20 protein-coding genes are annotated in these 21,405 nt (G+C 60.6%); 13 read left to right on the top strand and 7 right to left on the bottom strand.

The genetic code is table 11. The features are described 5' to 3' along the window. Window positions 1-33: 33 nt before the first annotated feature. From purB to ACIQWS_RS10305, 5 genes are all read right to left on the bottom strand, one after another. Entirely contained in the window at window positions 34-1,341 is a 1,308-nt protein-coding gene (gene purB, locus ACIQWS_RS10325) for an adenylosuccinate lyase (protein WP_403176066.1), read from the bottom strand. A gap of 111 nt (window positions 1,342-1,452) precedes the next feature. Beyond that, complete coding sequence (locus ACIQWS_RS10320) at window positions 1,453-2,190, bottom strand: DUF2259 domain-containing protein (RefSeq protein ID WP_403176063.1); 738 nt, start codon at window positions 2,188-2,190, stop codon at window positions 1,453-1,455. Beyond that, window positions 2,190-2,864: a ribulose-phosphate 3-epimerase gene (gene rpe, locus ACIQWS_RS10315; RefSeq protein ID WP_346305302.1), complete on the bottom strand. Its 675-nt coding sequence runs from the start codon at window positions 2,862-2,864 to the stop codon at window positions 2,190-2,192. Before rpe ends, ACIQWS_RS10320 begins: the two co-directional genes overlap by 1 nt. 68 nt (window positions 2,865-2,932) lie before the next feature. After that, on the bottom strand, window positions 2,933-3,940 hold the full coding sequence (locus tag ACIQWS_RS10310) for a P1 family peptidase (protein WP_403176056.1): 1,008 nt from the start codon (window positions 3,938-3,940) through the stop codon (window positions 2,933-2,935). Next, a complete protein-coding gene (locus ACIQWS_RS10305; protein ID WP_403176053.1) occupies window positions 3,940-5,013 on the bottom strand; it encodes a branched-chain amino acid ABC transporter substrate-binding protein in 1,074 nt (357 codons plus the stop codon). Before ACIQWS_RS10305 ends, ACIQWS_RS10310 begins: the two co-directional genes overlap by 1 nt. Window positions 5,014-5,250: 237 nt before the next feature. On the opposite strand from ACIQWS_RS10305, the gene ACIQWS_RS10300 reads away from it, so the two are divergent. The 8 genes from ACIQWS_RS10300 (at window position 5,251) to ACIQWS_RS10265 (ending at window position 12,114) form a co-directional block, all read left to right on the top strand. Next, window positions 5,251-5,751, top strand: a complete 501-nt coding sequence (locus ACIQWS_RS10300; protein WP_374042771.1) for a flavin reductase — start codon at window positions 5,251-5,253, stop codon at window positions 5,749-5,751. An 18-nt stretch (window positions 5,752-5,769) separates the two neighbouring features. After that, window positions 5,770-6,696: an AAA family ATPase gene (locus tag ACIQWS_RS10295; protein ID WP_403176049.1), complete on the top strand. Its 927-nt coding sequence runs from the start codon at window positions 5,770-5,772 to the stop codon at window positions 6,694-6,696. Window position 6,697: 1 nt separating this feature from the next. Continuing rightward, on the top strand, window positions 6,698-7,954 hold the full coding sequence (locus tag ACIQWS_RS10290; RefSeq protein ID WP_403176045.1) for a VWA domain-containing protein: 1,257 nt from the start codon (window positions 6,698-6,700) through the stop codon (window positions 7,952-7,954). A 19-nt stretch (window positions 7,955-7,973) separates the two neighbouring features. Next, the gene (locus ACIQWS_RS10285; RefSeq protein ID WP_223612986.1) at window positions 7,974-8,306 is read left to right on the top strand and encodes an XdhC family protein; all 333 of its coding nucleotides are present in this window, start codon (window positions 7,974-7,976) and stop codon (window positions 8,304-8,306) included. A gap of 9 nt (window positions 8,307-8,315) precedes the next feature. Then, the gene (locus ACIQWS_RS10280; RefSeq protein ID WP_346308081.1) at window positions 8,316-9,029 is read left to right on the top strand and encodes an XdhC family protein; all 714 of its coding nucleotides are present in this window, start codon (window positions 8,316-8,318) and stop codon (window positions 9,027-9,029) included. Further along, on the top strand, window positions 9,026-10,645 hold the full coding sequence (locus tag ACIQWS_RS10275) for a molybdopterin-binding/glycosyltransferase family 2 protein (RefSeq protein WP_346308080.1): 1,620 nt from the start codon (window positions 9,026-9,028) through the stop codon (window positions 10,643-10,645). Before ACIQWS_RS10280 ends, ACIQWS_RS10275 begins: the two co-directional genes overlap by 4 nt. Before the next feature lie 15 nt (window positions 10,646-10,660). Next, entirely contained in the window at window positions 10,661-11,539 is an 879-nt protein-coding gene (locus ACIQWS_RS10270; RefSeq protein ID WP_346308079.1) for an alpha/beta hydrolase, read from the top strand. A 128-nt stretch (window positions 11,540-11,667) separates the two neighbouring features. Then, a complete protein-coding gene (locus ACIQWS_RS10265) occupies window positions 11,668-12,114 on the top strand; it encodes a hypothetical protein (RefSeq protein WP_403176035.1) in 447 nt (148 codons plus the stop codon). 47 nt (window positions 12,115-12,161) lie between these two features. On the opposite strand, the gene ACIQWS_RS10260 is transcribed toward ACIQWS_RS10265, so the two are convergent. After that, entirely contained in the window at window positions 12,162-13,073 is a 912-nt protein-coding gene (locus ACIQWS_RS10260; RefSeq protein ID WP_403176032.1) for a diacylglycerol/lipid kinase family protein, read from the bottom strand. 69 nt (window positions 13,074-13,142) lie between these two features. Then, window positions 13,143-14,447, bottom strand: coding sequence for a glucoamylase family protein (locus tag ACIQWS_RS10255; RefSeq protein ID WP_403176028.1), 1,305 nt, complete (start codon window positions 14,445-14,447; stop codon window positions 13,143-13,145). Between the two features lie 154 nt (window positions 14,448-14,601). Here ACIQWS_RS10255 and ACIQWS_RS10250 point away from each other — a divergent pair, with 154 nt between their 5' ends. The 5 genes from ACIQWS_RS10250 (at window position 14,602) to ACIQWS_RS10230 (ending at window position 21,346) form a co-directional block, all read left to right on the top strand. Then, on the top strand, window positions 14,602-15,297 hold the full coding sequence (locus tag ACIQWS_RS10250; protein ID WP_403176025.1) for a fumarylacetoacetate hydrolase family protein: 696 nt from the start codon (window positions 14,602-14,604) through the stop codon (window positions 15,295-15,297). 316 nt (window positions 15,298-15,613) lie between these two features. Further along, on the top strand, window positions 15,614-16,096 hold the full coding sequence (locus tag ACIQWS_RS10245; protein WP_223612993.1) for a hypothetical protein: 483 nt from the start codon (window positions 15,614-15,616) through the stop codon (window positions 16,094-16,096). 297 nt (window positions 16,097-16,393) lie between these two features. Next, window positions 16,394-18,925, top strand: coding sequence for a bifunctional lysylphosphatidylglycerol flippase/synthetase MprF (mprF, locus tag ACIQWS_RS10240; protein ID WP_403176018.1), 2,532 nt, complete (start codon window positions 16,394-16,396; stop codon window positions 18,923-18,925). Beyond that, entirely contained in the window at window positions 18,922-20,316 is a 1,395-nt protein-coding gene (locus ACIQWS_RS10235) for a virulence factor family protein (protein WP_403176014.1), read from the top strand. Before mprF ends, ACIQWS_RS10235 begins: the two co-directional genes overlap by 4 nt. 145 nt (window positions 20,317-20,461) lie before the next feature. Then, window positions 20,462-21,346 carry a LysR family transcriptional regulator gene (locus ACIQWS_RS10230; protein ID WP_403176012.1) on the top strand — a complete coding sequence of 295 codons (885 nt, stop codon included), beginning with the start codon at window positions 20,462-20,464 and terminating at the stop codon, window positions 21,344-21,346. Window positions 21,347-21,405: the final 59 nt, after the last annotated feature.

Genomic DNA, 21,405 nt, shown 5'->3' with positions numbered 1-21,405 from the left:
CCGCGGGCTTTTCTTTTGATCAACGTGACGTGTTCAAGCTTCGCCGAACACGCGCCTGAAAATCGTGTCGACATGCTTGGTATGATAGCCAAGATCGAATTTCTCGCGGATGGTCTGTTCCGACAGCGCGGCGCGGACGTCCGCGTCGGCCAGCAGCTCCTCGAGGAAATCCTTGCCCTGTTCCCAGACCTTCATCGCGTTGCGCTGGACGAGGCGGTAGGAATCCTCGCGGGACACACCGGCCTGCGTGAGGGCCAGCAGAACGCGCTGCGAGTGGATCAGGCCACGGAACTTGTTCATGTTTTTCAGCATGTTGTCCGGATAGACCAGCAGCTTGTCGATGACGCCGGTCATGCGGGCAAGGGCAAAATCAAGCGTGATCGTCGCGTCCGGGCCGATCATGCGCTCGACGGATGAATGCGAAATGTCGCGTTCGTGCCAGAGCGCCACATTTTCCATGGCAGGCAGGGCAAAGGCGCGCACCATGCGGGCGAGGCCGGTCATGTTTTCCGTCAGCACCGGATTGCGCTTGTGCGGCATGGCGGAGGAACCCTTCTGGCCGGGGGAGAAATATTCCTCCGCTTCCAGAACTTCCGTGCGCTGCAGGTGGCGAATTTCCACCGAAAGGCGCTCGATGGACGAGGCGATGACGCCGAGCGTGGCGAAATACATGGCGTGGCGGTCACGCGGGATGACCTGCGTGGAGACCGGTTCCGGCTCCATGCCCAGCGACTTGGCCACGTGCTCTTCGACATAGGGATCGATATTGGCGAAGGTGCCGACAGCGCCGGAAATGGCGCAGGTGGCGATCTCGGCGCGTGCGGCCACGAGACGGGTGCGGCAGCGCTCGAATTCGGCATAGGCCTGTGCCAGCTTGACGCCGAACGTCGTCGGCTCGGCATGGATACCGTGGCTGCGGCCGATGGTGACCGTGTCCTTGTGCTCGAAGGCGCGCTTCTTCAGGGCTGCCAGCAGCTTGTCGAGGTCAGCCAGCAGGATGTCGCTGGCCCGCATCAGCTGGACGTTGAAACAGGTATCGAGCACATCGGACGAGGTCATGCCCTGATGCACAAAGCGTGCGTCGGGACCGACGATCTCAGCCAGATGCGTCAGGAAGGCGATGACATCGTGCTTGGTCTCACGCTCGATCTCATCAATGCGGTCGATATCGAATGTCGCGGCGCCGCCTTTTTCCCAGATTGTCGCAGCGGCTTCCTTGGGAATGACGCCGAGTTCCGCCAGTGCATCGCAGGCATAGGCCTCGATTTCGAACCAGATGCGGAATTTCGTTTCCGGGGACCAGATGGCGACCATTTCGGGCCGCGAATAACGCGGGATCATTGTGTGTTCCTATAGGCAATCGGTGGGCGGATGAGTGTGAAACCTGCTCTAACAGACGAAGGCGCCGTACTCAACGCGCCTTTTCGGCCCGGCAGGGCAAATGACCGGAAATCAGTGCTGCGTGGTGACCGCCAGCCAGCGGTAATCGGGGCCCTCAAAGCCGATGGAACGGACAGCGATCAGAATGGCGAGGGCAGGTTTGCCATCCGGCAGATAGAAAGTCTGGACGGCGCCGATGCTGTAGCCTTGCGGGCAATTGCGGCTCGACGGGATGGATTTATCTTCGTGTAGCGTCCTGATATCGGTGGATGCGCCCTGCTGGATCGTCAGGCGAAACCCCTTGTACCCCTCCGGTTCCGGGCATTTGTCCGGACGTGGGACATCGATTTCCTGCAGTTGCACCGTCAGCGGCTCATCCATGGGAGGGAAAACCGGGCGCGGATTGAACGTTGTCTTGAACTTGTCGGCCGACAGTTCGGTGATCGGGTTGGCTGCGACCGTATCGCCTGCATTGGCGCGCAGTTCCGTGTCGGAAAGCCCGGTGAGCCCCTGTGCATCCCGGCCAGCCTTTTCGCGGGCATCGGCAAGAGAAGCCTTTTCATCGTCGAGGCGCACCCGCACCGGTGTCTTGGGAAGAAAGGCGTCGGTCGCCGTGTCGATATAATAGCGGTTGGCGTAGGGAAAGCCGGAGCCATCCTGGACACCATATTCCTCGAAGGCAAAAACCTTGCCGTCTTTGGAAAAGCCAAGAATGTCGAGTTTTGCAACATCGCCTGCCCGTGCCGCCACTGGCGAAAAACCCACGGCCAGAACGGCGAGGGCGGCGCGAAGCAGGAGGGAAAGGCGCATCACGAGCCCTTGATGGTTGCGTTGCGGATCAATTCGATATTGGCGCGGTAGCTTGCTTCCGATCCGCCCTTGAACACGGCAGAACCGGCAACCAGCGCATTGGCGCCCGCCTGTGTTGCCAATCCGGCGGTGTCGGCGGTGATCCCGCCATCCACTTCCAGATCGATCGGGCGGTCGCCGATCATCGCCTTGACCTTGCGGATCTTGTCCAGGGTCTCGGAAATGAATTTCTGGCCGCCAAAGCCGGGATTGACGGTCATGACCAAGATCAGATCGACGTCATTCAGCATATATTCGATGGCAGATTCTGGCGTGCCGGGGTTGATGGCGATGCCGGCTTTCTTGCCAAGGGCGCGAATGGCCTGCAGCGAGCGGTGGGCGTGCGGACCAGCCTCCGCATGAATGGTGATGATATCCGAGCCAGCCTTGGCAAAGGCTTCGAGATAGGGATCGCACGGCGCAATCATCAAATGGGTGTCGAAAACCGCTGAGGTCAACGGGCGGATGGCCTTGACCACTTCGGGACCGAAGGTGATGTTCGGCACGAAATGGCCATCCATGACGTCGATATGCACCCAGTCGGCCCCTGCCTTGAGCACGGTGGTGACTTCCGAACCGAGCTTCGAAAAGTCGGAAGCGAGAATGGACGGGGCGATGACAAGCGGGCGGCTCATGGCGTTCTCCGGTAGAAATGTTGTGCGCGCCCGTTACCACGCGCGTCCGGACCGCACAATGAAAACCGTCAGGGCCGGGTGTTCCACACAGGAAACAGGTCGTTTGGAGCCGCTGTTGCCGCAAACACGCCGCGCGCGACGGCCCGTGCCATGGTGGAAGCCGCTGCTGCGCACAATTCGATGAATTCGTCGATCTCGGGCGCGCGGCCGGCGGTGCCGGTTGCAAGGGCAAACACCAGATCGCCGTCGAATGGCGTATGCGAGGGCCAGATGGCGCGGGCAAAACCATCATGCGCCGCGATGGCGAGACGTTTGGCCTGTGCCTTGGTCAATTGCAGGTCCGTGGCGATGACACCGATGGTCGTGTTGGTATCTGCTGCCGCTTCCTTGAATTTTGTCTTGATCTCTGCCGCGTCGGCGGGAAGCGGATGCGGCAGGCCAAGTCCGCCGAACTCGTCGCCAATTTCGAAGGGAGCGGCCCAGAAGTGGCGGCTGCGCCCGACGGTCACCGATCCCAGGGCATTGACGGCCACCAGCGCGCCCATTGTCGCGCCGTTCGGCAGGATGGATGAGGCCGAGCCGAGCCCGCCTTTCAGGCCGGTCACCAGTGCGCCCGTACCGGCGCCGGTGCTGCCGAGGGCAAAATCGCGCGATGCGGATTGCACGGCCTGATAGCCAAGCTCGCGATAGGGTGGATAAAGGCCCCAATCCTTGTCGCCGCCGTTGATCAGGTCAAACAGGATGGCGGCAGGGACGATCGGAATGCGCTGGCCGCCCACCTTGAAGCCGATGCGCTTTTCGCGCAGGGCCGCCTGCACGCCCGATGCGGCATCGAGGCCAAAGGCCGAACCGCCCGACAGAACCAGTGCATTGATGGTTTCAACCGTGTTGTGCGGCTCGAGCAGATCGGTTTCCCGGGTGCCGGGCGCGCCGCCAAGAACCTGTACGGCGGCCGTCGCGGGTTCATCGCAGAGGATGACGGTGGTTCCCGATTTGATGGTTGCATCCGCTGTATTGCCGATGCTCAGACCAGCGACATCGGTGATGAGGTTGCGCGGTCCTGTCTTCAGCGGCATCAGTTGGTCTCCTGCACGAACTGTTTTCCATCATAGCGCTGCAGGCGAAACGTATCGGCAATGCGCTCGCCGTGGGCGTCGAACTGCACGGGCCCGATGGCGGTTTCAAAGACGTTTTTCCTGAGAAGATCGGACAGGGAAGCGGCCTGGGCCTGCGCGGTCGTCAGCAGCTGGACAGCAACTTCCGCTGCGGCGTAGGCGGGAATGGCATAACCTTCGGGCACTTTGCCGGCGAGTTCCATGGCGTTGCTGGCATTGCGGGCGCTCTCGAGGGTTTCCGGATCGCGCGGTGCGATCATCAGCGTTCCCACGGACAGATCGCCGCCGCTGGCGGTTGCCTTGAGCGATTCACCGCCGATGATCGTCAGGGGATAGTTGAGCGCCACGGCGCTGCGGCCGATGGCAGCGACGTCATCCCGTTCGCCGCCGACGAAAACCTGTGTCGCTCCGGCCCGCTTCAGGCGCCCGACCAGCGCATTCTGATTGTCGAGGCCGGGGCGGTAGGTATCGGCAAACACCGGCTTCAGGCCCTTTTCCTCCAGCCGCCCCCGCACCGTGGCGGCGATCTCACGCCCGAAAATCGTGCCGTCATCGATGATGGCGAAGGGCGTGGTCCGCCAGAGGTTCACCAGTATGTCGCCGGTCTCACGGGCGGCATTGCGCTCGGAGGAGGCGATGCGGAACACCGGATAGGGCGTATCCGCGCGCATTTCCGTCAGGGTCAAATCCCGAACCCCGGGTGTAATGACGGCAATGCCCTTCTGCCCGAGGATGGGCAGGGCGGCTTCAAGCGATTCCGTGCAGAGAAAACCGACCACAATCGTCGCATTGGCCAGCACCATTTCCCGGGCGGCGGCGGCCCCGCCTGCCGCATCGCATTTGTCGTCGGCGGTCACAACGCTGATGTCCTGCCCCTGCTTGTTGCCGGCAACCGCGGCATTGGCACCGTCGACCAACTGATTGCCAAGCCGCGCAAAGGAACCGGAGAGCGGTGCAATGACGCCGATCTTGTCCTGTGCATAGGCGACGCTGCCGAACAACAGGCACAGACCAAGCGTCGCGGCTCGTATCATGGGATTCATTGCGATATTGCCGTACCTTCGAGATGGCGGATGACGAAACTTTCGATTTGGGTAACTGTTTCCTTCACTCTGTGCAATCCGGCTCTATATAAAAGGGTAAGCATAGCGCGATAATATTGGCTCGTTCCGCCGGAAAGAGTCCAAGCCGCAGAAAAAATATTCTACAGCTATAGTTCGGCCGCGTGTTGCGTTAGTGATGATTTGGACAACGGAAATAAAACTGTGCTCATCGCCAAGGACCAGAAAATAGAACCTCTCGCATTCCGCAATGCCATGAGTCATTTTGCGGAAGCGGTCCACGTCATTACCACCGATGGACCGGCGGGCAGACGCGGCGTGACCATTTCTGCCGCATGTTCCGTATCCGACAATCCGGCCACCATTCTGGTCTGTTTGAACCGGCAACACGAATTCAATCATCTTTTCATCGAAAACCAGGTTTTCGCGCTGAACGTGCTTTCGGCGGACCAGCGGGCGATTTCCGAGGCCTTTTCCGGCAAGGGGGATTTGCCGCAGGAGGACCGGTTCGCCCTCGGGCAGTGGCAAACGCTGCAGACCGGTGCGCCAGTGCTGATGAACGCACTCGCCAGTTTTGATTGCCGCATCATTGCCACCCATGAGGTTGCCACGCATTATGTCATCTACGGCAAGGTCACCGCGCTCAATACCGGGGAACGCGGCCAATCGCTTGTCTATCTCAACCGCTCCTATCATGGTGTAGGGGAATAGGTCCAAAACGGAGATTTCATGGCCGACCAGACTGTTTCATCATTGCCGCAATCGATCGACGCGACGCTGGCACTGCTTGAAACCGGCGGCTATGTGGCGGACCGGGCGCTGGCGACGGTGCTGTTTCTCAGCCTGCGGATGAAACGGCCCTTGTTTCTTGAAGGCGAAGCCGGCGTCGGCAAGACCGAGATTGCCAAGGTTCTTGCGTCGACGCTGGATCGGCCGCTGATCCGCCTGCAATGCTATGAAGGCCTCGATATCTCCTCCGCCGTGTATGAATGGAATTACGCCGCGCAGATGATCGAGATCAGGCTGGATGAGGCGACCGGCATAGCCGACAAGACAGCCATCGAACGCAATGTCTTTTCTGAAAAATTCCTGATCCGGCGGCCGGTTCTGCAGGCGCTTTCGGGCCAACCTGGCCGGGCGCCGGTGTTTCTGATCGATGAGCTGGACCGGACCGATGAGGCCTTCGAGGCTTTTCTGCTGGAGGTTCTGTCGGACTATCAGGTGACGGTGCCGGAACTCGGCACCATTGTCGCCGCCGAACCGCCGATTGTCATCATCACCACCAACCGCACGCGGGAAATCCACGACGCCCTGAAGCGCCGCTGTCTCTATCACTGGGTGGATTATCCCTCGGCGGAACGGGAGCTGGAAATCGTCCGGCGCAAGGTGCCTGCCGCCAATGAGCGGCTGTCGGCGGAAATTGTCCGCTACGTGCAGAAATTGCGCGACATGGACCTTTTCAAGCTGCCCGGCGTTGCCGAAACCATCGACTGGGCGGGTGCCTTGACCGAGATGGACAAGCTGGCGCTCGATCCGGAAACCATCTCCGACACCATCGGCGTGCTGCTCAAATATCAGGACGATATTGCGCGCATCGCAACGGGCGAAGGACGGCGCATTCTCGATGAGGTCAAGGCAGAATTGAACGCGGCTTGACATGGAGACATTCGCTTCTTCCCCGCAAACTCCCCGGCAGGACAGCCGGCTGGCGGATAACATCGTCTATTTCGCCAGGACCTTGCGCAACGCGGGTTTGCGGGTCGGCCCGGCGGCGGTCAAGGACGCCATCGAGGCGGTGCTTGCCGGCGGCATCGGTTCGCGCGACGATTTTTACTGGACGCTGCACAGCGTGCTTGTCACCAGGCGCGAGGATCACGCCACCTTTGACGAGGCATTTCGGCTGTACTGGCGCTCGCGCGAGCTGATCGAGAAAATGCTGGCGATGTTCTCGCCGGTTGCCGTGGCACGGGAACGGCCGAAGCCGAAGGCCGCGGAAGCCCGTGTTGCTGAAGCGCTGTTCAAGGGCACGGCCCGCAACGCGCCGCAAGAGCGGCCGCCGGATATCGATATCGATGCGCGTTTCACCTTTTCCGGCAGGGAAGTGCTGCGGTCGAAGGATTTCGCCCAGATGACTGCCGATGAACTGGCGCAGGCGCGGCGCGCCATGGATCAGCTCCGCCTGCCGGTCGATGAAGTGGCGACGCGTCGCTTCCGGGCCGATCCGAAGGGCCCGCGCATCGATCCCAGGGCGATGATGCGGTCGAGCCTGAAAACCGGCGGCGACCTCATCCTGCCGAAATTCCGGTCGCGGCGGGAAATTCACCCGCCCCTGGTGGTTCTTGCCGATATTTCCGGCTCGATGAGCCAGTATACCCGCATTTTCCTGCATTTCATGCATGCGATGATGGCCAAGCGCCGCCGTGTGCATTGTTTTGTCTTCGGAACGCGCCTGAGCAATATCACCCGCCCGCTGCGTTACCGCGACCCGGACGATGCGATTGCGCACTGCACCGGCGCCGTGCACGACTGGTCGGGCGGAACGCGCATCGGCGAGACGCTGCGTGTGTTCAATCGTCAGTGGTCGCGCCGGGTGCTTGGGCAGGGGGCGGTGGTGCTGCTGATTACCGATGGCCTTGAGCGCGAGGAAACCAGCGGGCTTGAGGCGGAGATGGAACGGCTGGCAAAATCCTGCCGCCGCCTGATCTGGCTGAACCCGCTGCTGCGCTTTGAAGGTTTCGAGCCGCGCGCCCGCGGCGTCAGGGCCATGCTGCCCTATGTCGATGATTTTCGCGCCGTGCACAATCTCGATGCGCTGGAGGATTTGTGCCAGGCATTGAGCCGCCCATCGGAAAAGCGCGATGATCCCAAGCGCTGGTTGCAAAGTTCTTCCCAGCAACCCAGCTTATACGCATAATGGTACGGGAGGCATGGCCATGACACAGCAAAGCACAAGTGAACACGATCCGCTGCTCGTCGCCGAGCGCTGGATGTCCGGCGGGCGTGACGTTGCCATTGCCACGGTCATCGAAACCTGGGGATCGGCGCCGCGTCCGGTCGGCAGCCACCTTGTCATTGATGAAAAGGGCAATTTTGAAGGCTCGGTTTCCGGCGGCTGTGTCGAGGGTTCGGTGATCGCCGAGGCCATGGATGTGATCACCACCGGCGAACCCCGGCTGCTGGAGTTTGGTGTTGCCGACGAAACGGCATGGCAGGTCGGCCTGTCCTGCGGCGGCCGCATCAAAGTCTATGTTGAACGGCTTGGCTGAGATTGCATCATGGATCCCTATTGCCTCAAGAAACTGAATATTGAACGCCGGGCCCGCAGGGCGGCGCTGCTGTTGACGGATCTCGGCGACGGCCGCGACCGGGTCATCCGGGAGGGCGATCCTGTCGCCGGGCAACTGGGTGAAGTGATCGCGAAGGCATTCCTGTCCGGACAGTCCGGCGTCGCCGCGGTGGACGGCCGGTCGTTCTTTCTCAACGTTCACCTGCCGCCGCCGCGTCTCGTGGTGATCGGTGCCGTGCATATCAGCCAGGCGCTGGCGCCGATGGCACGGCTGGCGGGCTATGACATGGAGATCATCGATCCGCGCACGGCCTTCGCCACGCCGGACCGTTTTCCCGATGTGCGGCTTCTGGCCGAATGGCCGCAGGATGCGCTGAAAGGCCGCCCGCTCGATGCCTATACGGCTGTTGCCGTGGTGACTCACGACCCGAAGATTGACGATTATGCGCTGGAACAGGCCGTGAAGGCCGGATGCTTCTATATCGGTGCGCTCGGCAGCCGCAAAACCCATGCCAAGCGGGTGGAGCGGTTGCAGGCACTCGGCCTGGACGAGCAAAGCATTGCCGCCATCCATGCGCCGATCGGCCTCGACATCGGTGCGGCAAGTCCGGCGGAAATTGCCGTCGCCGTGCTGGCGGAAGTCATCAAGGCCTTCCGGGCACGCCGGCTGCGTACGGCCCAAACACTGGAAAAGACCGCATGATTTTCGGCGATACCCCCCTCGATCAGGCCATCGGCGCCATTCTTGCCCATTCCACCCATGCGGGCGCGGTCAAGCTGAAAAAGGGACATGTCCTGACTGGAGACGATATCGCGCAATTGCGCGGTGCCGGTGTTACCCATGTCACGGCGGCGCGCCTTGATGCCGGTGACGTCGAGGAAAATGCTGCCGCCCGGCAGATAACCGCTGCCCTGCAGTGCTTCGGCATTCAGGCCGGCCCTGCCTCCACCGGACGGGTGAACTGCTACGCGCAGACCGCCGGGCTTTTTACGGTGGATGCCGACCTGATCAATGCGATCAATTCGGTGGATGCGTCGGTCACGATAGCCACGCTCAAACCATTCGAGCGGGTGGAGCCGGGGCAGATGGTTGTCACCATCAAGATCATCCCGTTTGCCGTATCGAAGGCCGTTCTCGATGAAATCGCCACGCTTGCACACCAGCGTGATGCTTTTGGTGTTCATGCCTTTTCCGGTGCGCGCGTCGGCCTGATCCAGACGACGCTCGCGTCGGTGAAATCCTCGGTGCTCGACAAGACCATGCGGGTTGTCGATGCGCGTGTGAGCGCCAGCGGCGGGAGCCTGATCGGAGAATTACGCCCGGTCCACGAGACAGCCGCGCTGGCGGCATCCATCCGGCAGATGCATCGCAACAGCGATATGGTGATCATTTTCGGCGCGTCCGCCGTGGTCGATGGGGATGACGTGGTTCCCGCAGCCATCCGGGACGTGGGGGGCATTGTTCATCATGTTGGCATGCCCGTCGATCCCGGCAACCTGCTGGTGCTGGGCGAACTCGGCGGCAAGCCGGTTATTGGCGCGCCCGGCTGTGCCCGAAGCCCGAAGGAAAATGGATTTGACTGGGTGATCGACCGGCTCCTGGCCGATATTCCGGTCACCAAGGCGGATATTGTCGGTATGGGCGTTGGCGGCCTCCTGATGGAAATTCCGACCCGGCCACAGCCAAGAGACCCCAGGCCGCCGCTGCCAAGGCCGGCGGTCGCCATAGCCGTTCTTGCCGCCGGGCGGTCGAGCCGCATGGGCGGCGCCAACAAATTATTGGCCACATTCGATGGCGTGCCGCTGATCCGCCGGTCAGCGGAACTGGCCGTCCAGGCCGGAGGCGAGCCGGTGATTGCCGTCCTCGGCTACATGGCGCAGGAATGCAGCGCCGCGCTGGACGGGCTGCCCGTGAACATTGTGCTCAACACGGATCATGCCAGCGGGCTTGCCTCGTCATTGCACGCGGCCATCCGTCACGTTCCGGCATCCTCGGACGGCGTCATGATCATGCTCGCGGATATGCCTGCCTTGTCCGCGTCCGATCTGCAAACCATGATCCGGCAATTCCAGGGTGTCGGCGGGCAAACGGTCGTCCGCGCAACCTTCAAGGGCAAACGTGGCAATCCCGTCATCCTGCCGCGCTTCCTCTTCGACGAGGTTTTTACGCTGGCCGGCGATGTCGGCGCACGGCATCTGGTGGAGCGTGGCGATATTCCGGTCATTGATGTAGAGCTTGGCGAAGCGGCGGCCATTGACGTCGACACGCCCGATATGCTTCGGCTGGCCGGAGGCACCATCGTGGCAGCGGCACGATAATCAGGGGATTTGCATTTGTTCAGGACTATTTTTCTTGGCGCGCTGGCTGCCATCGGTCTTTCCAGCGCGGCATGTGCCGCGCAGCTTGCGCCTTTCAAGGATGACTTGTTCGCCTATCCCGGCATCATGAAGACAGCCGATGGCGGCGACTACACCGTGGTCGATTACAATGAGATGCGCGATATCAATGGCCGCGACGATGTGCCGGAACTGCGGGTCAAGCGCCGGTATATCGATCTTGCCGCCAAGCGGATGCAGAAGGATCTGGTGGTGACCACCGCCATCGGCCCGGTCAAGGTGATGGCTGCAGGGAAAATCGAGCCCGGCGCATCCGTGATCACGATCTATCTGCACGGGCAGGGCGGCAACCGCCAGCAGGGCATGAATGATTTTACCTTCGGCGGCAATTTCAACCGCATCAAGAACCTGATGGTTCTCAATGGCGGGCTCTATCTCACGCCCGATTTCCGCGACTTTGGCGACAAGGGTGTGGCACAGGTTGCCGGGCTCATTGCCTACTTCAAGTCGCAATCGCCGCAGGCAAAGCTGTTTGTCGCCTGCGGTTCCATGGGTGGCTCGCTGTGCTGGGGACTGGCGCAGGATGCGGAAGCAGCGAAAAACATTTCCGGCTTGGTAATGCTGGGTTCCCTGTGGGAGGACAAGTTCATCGGTTCGCCCGCCTACAAGCGGCGCATACCGGTTTTCTTTGGTCACGGCAGCCGCGATCCGGTGTTCGCGATCGACAATCAGGAAGCGTTCTACCAGAAAATACGCAGTACGACGAAAGGTTATCCGGTGCGGTTCGTCCGTTTCGAGACAGGCAACCACGGAACGCCCATCCGCATGTCGGATTGGCGCGGCGTTCTGAACTGGATGCTCACTGTTACACCATAAGGAGCGATCTGGGGATTGTGGCAATAAAGTCCCATTGTGGCGATTGTGCCACTAGACAAATGGGTAAAAGCGAATAGTTTCCGGCCTAAACAGACATCATCCTGCGACGAGACTTTGCGGAGAAAGCCATGCGCCTGCCTACCTCTATTCTAAGCCGGATTGCCCCCTTGGCAGTTCTCATTCCCCTTGCCGCATGTTCCACAACCGGCGAGCCGAGTGCAGGCCCGACATTCGCAACATTCTCTCCGGTCCGCCCGCCCGTCAGTTCGGAACTCGCAGCGCCGTGCATTGCTGCCGCAGCGAGCAAATACGTGCTTTCGGCGAGCAATATCAAGGCCGTCGATGAACGCGCTGTCGGCGGTGGCGTCAACGAAGTCTCCCTGAAAGTCGATATCCGCAATGCGCTGTGCACCGTCACCGACAAGGGCAAAGTCCGCTCCGTCGTCGACACAATGCCCAAGAGCGCCGACCAGGTTGCCGCGGAAGAGGCGGCTGCTGCCAAGAAAGCCGCTGGCGGCACGGCAGCTCCAACCAAGAAGTCGAAGAAGAAGCAGGCGCAGCAGCAGGAAGGCTGATTGCCTTCAGCTTTCGTTCAAACGGCGTGGCGAGAGTCACGCCGTTTTCATTTGGGTGAAGGCTCTGCCGGAACCAGCACCCGCAACGCGCCCGCATGCACCTTGATGACGACGTCGCGTTCCAGCGGGATGAGCTCGCCATCTATGGTGGCTCTTTTACGGCCATGAAGATGCGGAAAATGCAGGTCGACCTCCCCGGCCAATATCTCGTCCACGTCGTTGTTGTTGCGCCATGACCCCATCAGGACGGTGGCGGCCAATTTGGCGAGGGATGGAAGCGATATCCGGTCGGCGATGTACACACCGAGCTTCCCCTGATCCAGGCTGTCGGCGATCGGCAGCAAGCCCCGGCCATAGGGGTTGTTGGAGACGGAAATCGCCGAGACTGTCCGCTCGGTTGATGCGCCGTCGATGGTCAGCCGGACGGCAAAGCGGGGCGGGCGCCCTATCACCTTGGCAAATGCCCGCATGCTGGCCAGGCGCTTTCCCCACTGGGAACTGTATTCCAGCGTGTTGCGCAGCTTGATCATCCGCGGTTGAAAGCCGATGGCGAACTGGTGCACGAAAGCGCGCTCATTGGCGGTCGAGATATCGGTTGCGCTAATCACACCGCTGGCGAGGCTCTCGAGCGCCGCATTCAGCTCAAGCGGTATTTTCAGCGACCGGGCGAAGAGGTTCATGGTTCCGGCGGGCAGCACTGCCAGCGGAATTCCGGTCTTCCAGGCGACGGCTGCAGCGGCGGAAATGGTTCCATCGCCGCCACCTGCCATCAGCACGCCGTCCCGATCCCTCGCGGCCGCATTCTCGAGCGCCTTCACGATATCCTTGCCGGCCACGATATCGCTTTGGAAGGTATGGCCATGCTGTTCGAAGATTTCTTTTGCCTTCAGGGCGAATGCCGCAATGTCGAGGGTGCGAAAGGTGCCGCCATCGCGGTTGAAAACGGCATGAACCTGCATGAATACTCCCCGATGGCTGCCGCGATCCGGCAGAATGTGGCCGGCCGCTCCGCTTGTGGCAATGCACAATCAGCCCAATGGTTCCAAAATTTCCTGCCGGGCAGCGGCGAGATGCGGGCTGGAAAAACCGAGTTTGCGCAACCCGTCCTGAATTTCCGGAGCGCTCATGAACAGGTTCCACAACAGGCCGGTGCGATGGTTCTCGATCATGGCAACCACGGGTCCCTGATCGATACCGAGATAGGTACGGGCAAACCATCCGCTGGTCGGTGAAAATGCGTCGACAAAGCCAAAGCGTCCCCACATCTTGGCCTGGGGCAGTTGGAAAAAGTGCCGCAAGGCATTCATGGCCTCCTCGGGCAGATAGGGCAGGCTGCAAAGGGCGGCCGTGGGCGCGATCAGGCCGAAATCCGAGGCCGGAGAGCTGACGACATAGCCGGTGGGGCCGTGGCTCGAGGTCAGGCCCCAGCTGTCCGGGCCATAACCGCGATACCCATGCGGGTTCTCGACGCAGTGCTGGTAATTGATGCGGGCATGGTTGCAGTTCTGCTGCCAGTAATTGGCATAGTGGTCGGAAAGCCCGTGCGGATCGAGGCCGCAGAACGAATAATGGGCGAAGAACAGCGGCCCGCCATAATCGGGGCCGAGCGGCAGGGTGATGCCGTAATAATCCCGCCCGTTGATGAACTGGCTGCCGGTGGCAAAACCCTCATGATAGATGTCGGCATCAATGCCGTGCCTTGGGGCGCCTGCCGCCAGGACATAGGCGATCAACGCTTCATTCCAGCCGCGGATCGGTACATTGCGGGCGAAGTGATAGCGGGGGCTGTGGTGCCAGTACAGGACCTTTTCGTCATGCTTGATGTGTGCGGTCCATTCGACAGCGTGCCAGAGATGGTTGATACGGTCGCGCAGCGCAGTTTCTTCCGGAACTGGTGCGCCAAAATACTGCCGCACGCAGATCAAACCCTGCAGCAGGAATGCGGTTTCGACGAGGTCGCCGCCGTCATCGCGCCTGGAAAAGGGGATGGTGGACCCGTCTCTGCCATGGAAGAAATGCGGAAACACGCCGTGATAGCGTTTGGTCTGTTCCAGCGCCGTCAGCATTGTTCCGATCCGGCCGAGGGCCGCCTGCCGCTCGATCCAGCCGCGCTCGATTGCCACCAGTATGGCCATGAAACCGAATCCGCTTGCCCCTGCGGCAACGAGATCGTTCTTCGGGTCGGCATTTTTACCGGTGCGGTCGCGGGCCAGCCCGCTATGGGGATGAGCACCATCCCAGAAATACTGGAAGCACGCATGCTGGACCAGGTCCAGCAACCCCGCGTCATCGTCGGTGACGCCTGTTCTTTCATGCACGAATCTTTGATCCATAAAGGCTGAACATTCCTGCTACAGGGCACAATGACGCTGCATTTGCCGGATTGCATTGGACGATTGTCTGACTTCTATACCATGTGTAGCGTGCCAAACAGCTTGCCAAGATCGAATCCGATCACGGTCATCAATCTCATGTGAAGGGCCCATAATGCCGAACGATCAATTTGTTTTCCAGCCCGTTTCCCAGCCGGTTTTGCAGGTGACCGGTTCGGAAAAGCTGTTTCCCGTGCACCGGATTTACTGTGTCGGGCGAAACTACGCCGATCACGCCATCGAAATGGGTCATGATCCGAACCGCGAGCCACCGTTCTTTTTCCAGAAGAATCCGGATGCGCTGGTCACCGGCAATGGCGATTTCCCCTATCCCAGCGGCTCCAGCGATGTTCACTATGAGATGGAAATGGTCATTGCGCTAGGGAAGGGCGGAACCGACATCGCCGTCGACAGCGCACTCGATCATGTCTTCGGCTACGCGGTCGGCCTCGATATGACCCGGCGCGACTTGCAGGGGGAAGCCAAGAAACTGGGGCGCCCGTGGGACGTGGCCAAGGCTTTCGAGGCTTCCGCACCCTGTTCCGCTATCGTTCCGGCTGCAAAGATCGGCCATCCATCGTCCGGTGCCATCTGGCTCAAGGTGAACGGTCAGGAACGCCAGCGCGGTGATCTCAGGCAGCTGATCTGGAATGTCCCGGAAACCATCGCCTATCTCTCGACATTGTTCACGCTTAAGGCGGGCGACCTGATCTTTTCCGGCACGCCGGCCGGTGTGGGCGCCATCGTCCGCGGCGATGAAATGCATGGCGGCGTCGATGGCATCGGCGAGATTCGGGCGCGGGTCGTCTGATCTCAAGACCCGTTGCGCTGAATTTTGCCAGCGAAGGGAAGTGTTTTCGCGGTGTCAGCAGCGAAAACATGCAAAATAAATTTTGGCGCTGATCTGCGGGGATATCTCGATCAGTTTTATGCGGGTCAGCGCCAAACCGGTCCAAAATGGACCGGCAGGCGCTCAAGTTTGACAGTTTTGTGTCTGTAGGTTGATGGTGTTCCGGCTAAGCAAATCCGTATAACATTTTTGTTAGAAACGTCCCTGTTGTCTTTGAAATCAAATGGTCTATTGAAGATTCTGATTTCCTCGAACCAGAACTCCAGAGCACCCGTTTATGAACCACCGCATTCTCTTTGGCTCCTATCCGATCCCGCGCTTTGCCGGGATTGCGAGCCATAATTTTGTGGTGTGGACCGACGAGACGGGCAGGCCGCTTTATGAGATCAACGGCGGTGCAGCCAATGCGGACGGCAGTTTCAACTACTGCGCCATTCGCGGCCGGCTGACGGCGGTTGTAACCGACTATTCCAAGCGCGACCTGATCTACTGTCCCGAGTTCTATGTGCGCCCGACATCGCGCACCACACTGTTGCTCGAAGGAAATTATACGGCCATCGCCACAAAATGGCGTGCAGCGGTGGATGTGGCGTCGCGCATCCGCGCATCCGGTCTGGGCTATTCGTTCCTGATCCAGAACAGCAACTCGGTGGCAACGGCCATTGCCGAAGGGATGGGGCTTGCTCCGCCATCCGCAGCTGTCGGAAGAGTACGGGCTCCGGGGTCGTACCGCCACCTTGCACTGGATCAGGCGGCCTAGCGCAGCAAATCCTACTCCCAGTAGCGCAATTCATCAGAATGCAATAACTAGCACACAATAGTGCACTCGATTTTGGCCCGGCCAAAATCGAGCGTTTGTGTTGTGGCATACTGCCGCCATTATTACATAGCTTATCACGCCTGGCCAAAGTCATGGGGATTTTGGCGCCATTGGAAAGACGACGCATTGATTTCTGACCCCGCCACGTCTCCGGTTCATAGCAACGAGAAAGCGCTGCAGCGAATTAACGCGCGCTCGCAGCTCAAATTGCCGTGGGGAAAACGCACGAAATCGGCGATGTTCGCCTTCTTCGGCGTCGGCGTGGCTGTCCTCAGCCTGCTGGTCCTGACGCATTTGTCCAGCGAGATTTCGTTCAAGGCCGTCAAGCATTCGATCCACGCGATACCGAACAGCACATTGTTGCTGGCGCTGTTCTTTACCTTTGTCAGTTTTGCCGCGGTCGCGCTCTATGACGTGGTGGCGGTGGAAACCATCGCGCCCAAGCGTGTGCCCTATTATATCTCCGCCATGGCCGGCGGTGCCGGATATGCCATTTCCAATGCGCTCGGATTCTCGCTGCTGACCGGCGGCGCGCTGCGTTACCGGGTCTATGCCGCCGAAGGCATCAACGTGGCCGATATCGGCCGGATCATCGGCACGTCATGGCTGGCGATCTGGTTTGCCTTCACCATCATGATTGCCGTTGCGCTGGTGATCGATCCCACGCGCATTCCCTGGATTGTGTCGTTCGGTCCGGCGATCGACCAGATGATTGGTGCATCCATTCTGCTTGCGGTCGCGGTCCTGCTTTACTGGCTGTCACGCCGCGAGCGCACGCTGCGTATCGGCCGCGTGTCGGTGCGCCTGCCGTCGTCGCAGGGCGCCATGCTGCAGATCATTGCGGGATTGATCGACGTGGCCGCAGCGGCGGCAACCCTCTATGTCCTTATGCCCCACGGGGCCGTGCCCAGTATCGCCGCCTTTGCGCTGATCTACGTGGTGGCCGTGGCCCTCGGCATCATCAGCCATGCGCCGGGCGGTATCGGCGCGTTTGAAGCCACGATGATTGCCGGTCTGGGGATTGGCACAAATCCCGACGCGATTGCTGCGTTGCTGGCGTACCGGGCGATCTATACCCTCATTCCGTTCCTTGTCGCCATCATCGGCTTCGTCATCTCGGAAATACTGCGCCGCCGTCATCTTATCGCCGGGCCGACCATGCTGGCCGTGCGGGTGTTCGAAACGCTGATACCGCCGCTTTCCGCCGGTATCGCCTTTCTCGGCGGTATTGTCCTTCTGATTTCTTCGGTCACGCCGGACTTCACCCGCCGCCTGGAGGTCCTCTCCGATTTCGTACCGATGCCGTTCCTGGAAATGTCGCATCTCGGCGCGAGCTTCGTCGGTCTGGCGCTGCTTATCGTGGCGCGGGGACTGGCGCGGCGGCTGTGGCGCGCCTGGGTGATGGCCGTTGTTCTCTTCAGCCTTGGAGCGGTCTTCTCCCTGGCAAAGGGGCTCGACTGGGAAGAAGCACTGGCCTTGACCCTGATGGCAGGCGTCCTCCTGCTGTTCGGCGATTCCTTTTACCGCAAGCCGATGGGGGAAAGCTTCAAGCTGACCTGGGGCTGGCTCGCCAGTATCGGCACCACGGCCTTTGCCGTGCTGTGGCTTGGCTTCTTCGCCTATCGCCATGTGGAATATGCCAACCAGCTCTGGTGGGAATTTGCCTGGGATGCGCAGGCATCCCGCTTCCTGCGCGGCAGCGTGCTGTTGCTGACCCTGCTGGCGGCGATCACCATCAACACCGTGATCAATGGTGTCGGGCGCGGCAAATTGCGTGCCCAACCCATTCCGGAAGACGTGCCGGATCTGGTGGCGCAGTCACCGCGCGCCTCCGATGCGCTGGCGCTTCTGGGCGACAAACGGTTTTTGATGGACGGCAAGGGGCGTGGCTTTGTGATGTTCGCCCGCTCCGGTGGCAGCCTGGTATCGATGGGCGAACCGGTCGGCGGGGATGACGGGGTCGTCGGGGGGCTTGCCTGGGCATTTCGCGACATGGCGGACCGCACCGGCGCGCGTACCGTCTTCTATGGCGTTGGACCGGAACGCCTGCCATTGTTCCTCGACATGGGTCTGACGGCGCTCAAGCTGGGCGAAGTTGCGCGCGTCGAACTGCGCGATTTTTCGCTGGAGGGTTCAAAACGCCAGCCGCTGCGCTATGCGGCGAGGCGGCTGGAAAAGGAAGGCATTTCCTTTGAAATCCTGCCCAAGGAGCAGACGCCGGCGGTCATGGACGAATTGCGCGAGGTGTCCGATGCCTGGCTGGAAATGAAATCAGGCTCCGAAAAGCGTTTTTCGCTCGGCTCGTTCGAAGTGGCTTACCTCTCGCATTTCGACATCGCGGTCCTGCGCAAGGACGGCGCGATCGTCGCCTTTGCCAATGTCTGGCGCGGCGCGGGGCAGAAGGAAATTGCTGTTGATCTGATGCGGCACCGGCCGGATGCGTCGAGCGTGATCATGGATGGCCTGTTTGCCAATCTGCTGATGGCGGCGAAGGCAGAGGGCTATGAGTGGTTCAATCTTGGTGCGGCTCCCTTGTCCGGCCTTTCCGACAGTCATCTCGCGTCCCGCTGGAACCGCATCGGTTCGTTCATCTACCGGCGTGGTGCTGAATTTTATCGATTTGACGGATTGCGCGCGTTCAAGGATAAGTTCGGTCCGAAATGGACACCCTATTATCTGATTTGCCCCCCAGGCCTTGCCACACCACGTTCCCTGATCGATGCAACGAATCTGGTGAGCGGCAGCCCCTTCGAGGTCTTTAAACGATGAAATTTCTACGCAGGCCTTATCTGTATCTTGTTGCTGCGCTTGTGATTATCAGCATCATTCTTTCCGTCACCTATCGCTATGTGCCAAGGCTTGCTTTCTGGACATCCGGGCGCATTCTGGTCACGTCCGAACGCCTGAGCGAAGTCCCGCTGCTGCAGCCGAGCATGAAACCAACCGGTATTGCCATCCTCGTGTCGCAGACCGGCGGTATCCGTGCTGACGACGAGGTGCTGTCCAAGCTGCTGCTTGATCGCGGTTTCCTCGTCCTGACGGTCGATCTGGAAAGATGGCGTCAGCAACTCAATCAGGATACGGGCGAATGCACCTATTTCGTCTCCGATCTTGAGGGCCTTGCGAAGGAAGCTCAGCGCATGATTTCTCTTGATACCTATATGCATCCTGTGATGATCGGCATTGGTGAAGGCGGCGTGATGTCCTATGCCTCGGTCGCCAATTCACCGGCGGCAACCCTTGCGGGGGCTGTCGCGCTCGACCCGACCGTTGCGCTCAACACCAAGCTGCCATCCTGTGAAGGGGCGGATTTCGAGCCGGTGGCCGGACAGGGCTACAGCTATTCCTATGATGCTGACCTGCCCAATCCGGCGGTGATCGTGCGGGAAAAGGCCGATCCGGCACCGTCCGGCCCGCCGACCCCCGGTTATTTCAAGGCGCAGGAGAAGCTGGCTGCGGCTAAGCCTGAGCGCATGCAGATGGCGGCCGACGCGGCAGTGGAAATTGCCAAGGAAGATGCCTCCGCCGATACCCTGCCGATCGTCGATATTCCGAGCAGCAACGGCCCGGCGAAATATCTCGCCGTGTTCTTCTCGGGCGATGGCGGCTGGCGCGATATCGACAAATCCGTCGGCGATATCATCGCCAAGGAGGGTGTGCATGTCGTCGGCGTCGATTCCCTGCGCTATTACTGGTCGGTGCGCAAGCCGGAAGACATCGCCAAGGATATCGGCCGCATCATCAAGAAAGCCGATCCGACAGGCAAGCTGCCCGTGGTTCTTCTCGGCTATTCCTTCGGGGCCAACACGGTACCCTTCGCCTGGCCCTTCATTCCCGAGCACCTGCAGCAGCGCATCGCCATGGTCGGTCTGATCGGCACGGAGGAAACCACGCCGTTCCAGGTTTCGGTCGGCGCGTGGCTCGGTCTTGGCGGCGACAACGAGGTGGCACCCGCCGTTGCCAAACTGCCGCCGGCAAAGGTGCTGTGCGTCTATGGTACGCAGGAGGATGACACCGCCTGCAACGACCCGTCGCTCAGCACGGTGCAAAAGATACAGCTGCAGGGCGATCATCATTACGATGAAAAATATGACACCCTGGCTGCCAAGCTGATGGAAGCCATTGCGTCCCGGGTGCAGGCACAGCCGGCGGCGCAGTAATAGGCGGGCCGGGCTGGACGAAACAGGGGCTGCACGGTGTGCGGCCCCTTTGTTTTGTCTGCAACCGGAAATTTAGGCCCCGCGCGGCTCGGCAATATGTGTAATCTGGCGAAGCTGTTGCCGAATCCTTGCTGAGAGACTGTTTATGACGCTGGACCAGTTGCGCATCTTCATCGCGGTTGCCGAGCGCGAGCACATCACCCATGCGGCGGCGGCTCTCAACATGACGCAGTCGGCGGTGAGTGCAGCCATCACCGCGCTTGAGACCAGACATGGCGTCACCCTGTTCGACCGGATCGGACGTTCCATCGTTCTCAACCAGACCGGGCGCGTGTTTCTGAAGGAAGCTGTCGTCGTGGTCGCGCGGGCCAAGGCCGCCGAAACCGCATTGACCGATCTGGCCGGTCTGATGCGCGGTGAGCTCTCGATCATGGCAAGCCAGACGATTGCCGGCTATTGGCTGCCGGACATGCTTGCCGCCTACAGGAAACGTTATCCCGGCATTACGCTCGATATCCGCATCGGCAACACCCGGCAGGTTGCGGCGGCTGTGGAAGCGGGCGAGGCGGAACTGGGGCTGGTGGAGGGCAGGGTCGAGCATGCGCTGCTGTCGACCAGGGTCGTGGCGACGGATGACATGGTGATCGTGGTTGCTGCCGGTCAGCCCTGGGCACTGCACCGCACCATTGATGCGAAGGATTTGCGGGACGTCGCCTGGGTCCTGCGCGAAAAGGGCTCCGGCACCCGCTCGGCTTTTGAACAGTTGCTTGGCGCAGTGAACATGGACGTGACCATGCTTGATATCGCCATGGTGCTGCCGGGCAATGAGGCGGTGATCGGAGCTGTCGAGGCCGGCGTGGGCGCGACGCTGATATCACGCAGTGTTGCCTCATCCAAGCTTCGCGCTAGATTGTTGCGGGAAGTTGCCTATCCGACCATGCCACGGCCGTTCTATCTTCTGCATCACCGCGAGCGCTATCGCAGCAAGGCGGCGGATGCCTTTGTTTCCCTTGCGGAAGAGCGGGTATAGGCGATCATTCGATTTAGTCGATTGGTTTGACAAGTTTAATGCGTTGGAATTGATGGGTT

This window comes from Phyllobacterium sp. NPDC097923 (genome assembly GCF_044760925.1).
In the GTDB taxonomy this organism is placed as follows: domain Bacteria; phylum Pseudomonadota; class Alphaproteobacteria; order Rhizobiales; family Rhizobiaceae; genus Phyllobacterium; species Phyllobacterium calauticae.
Note: the sequence above shows the minus strand (reverse complement) of the source record. Positions and strands in the feature narration are given on the sequence as shown.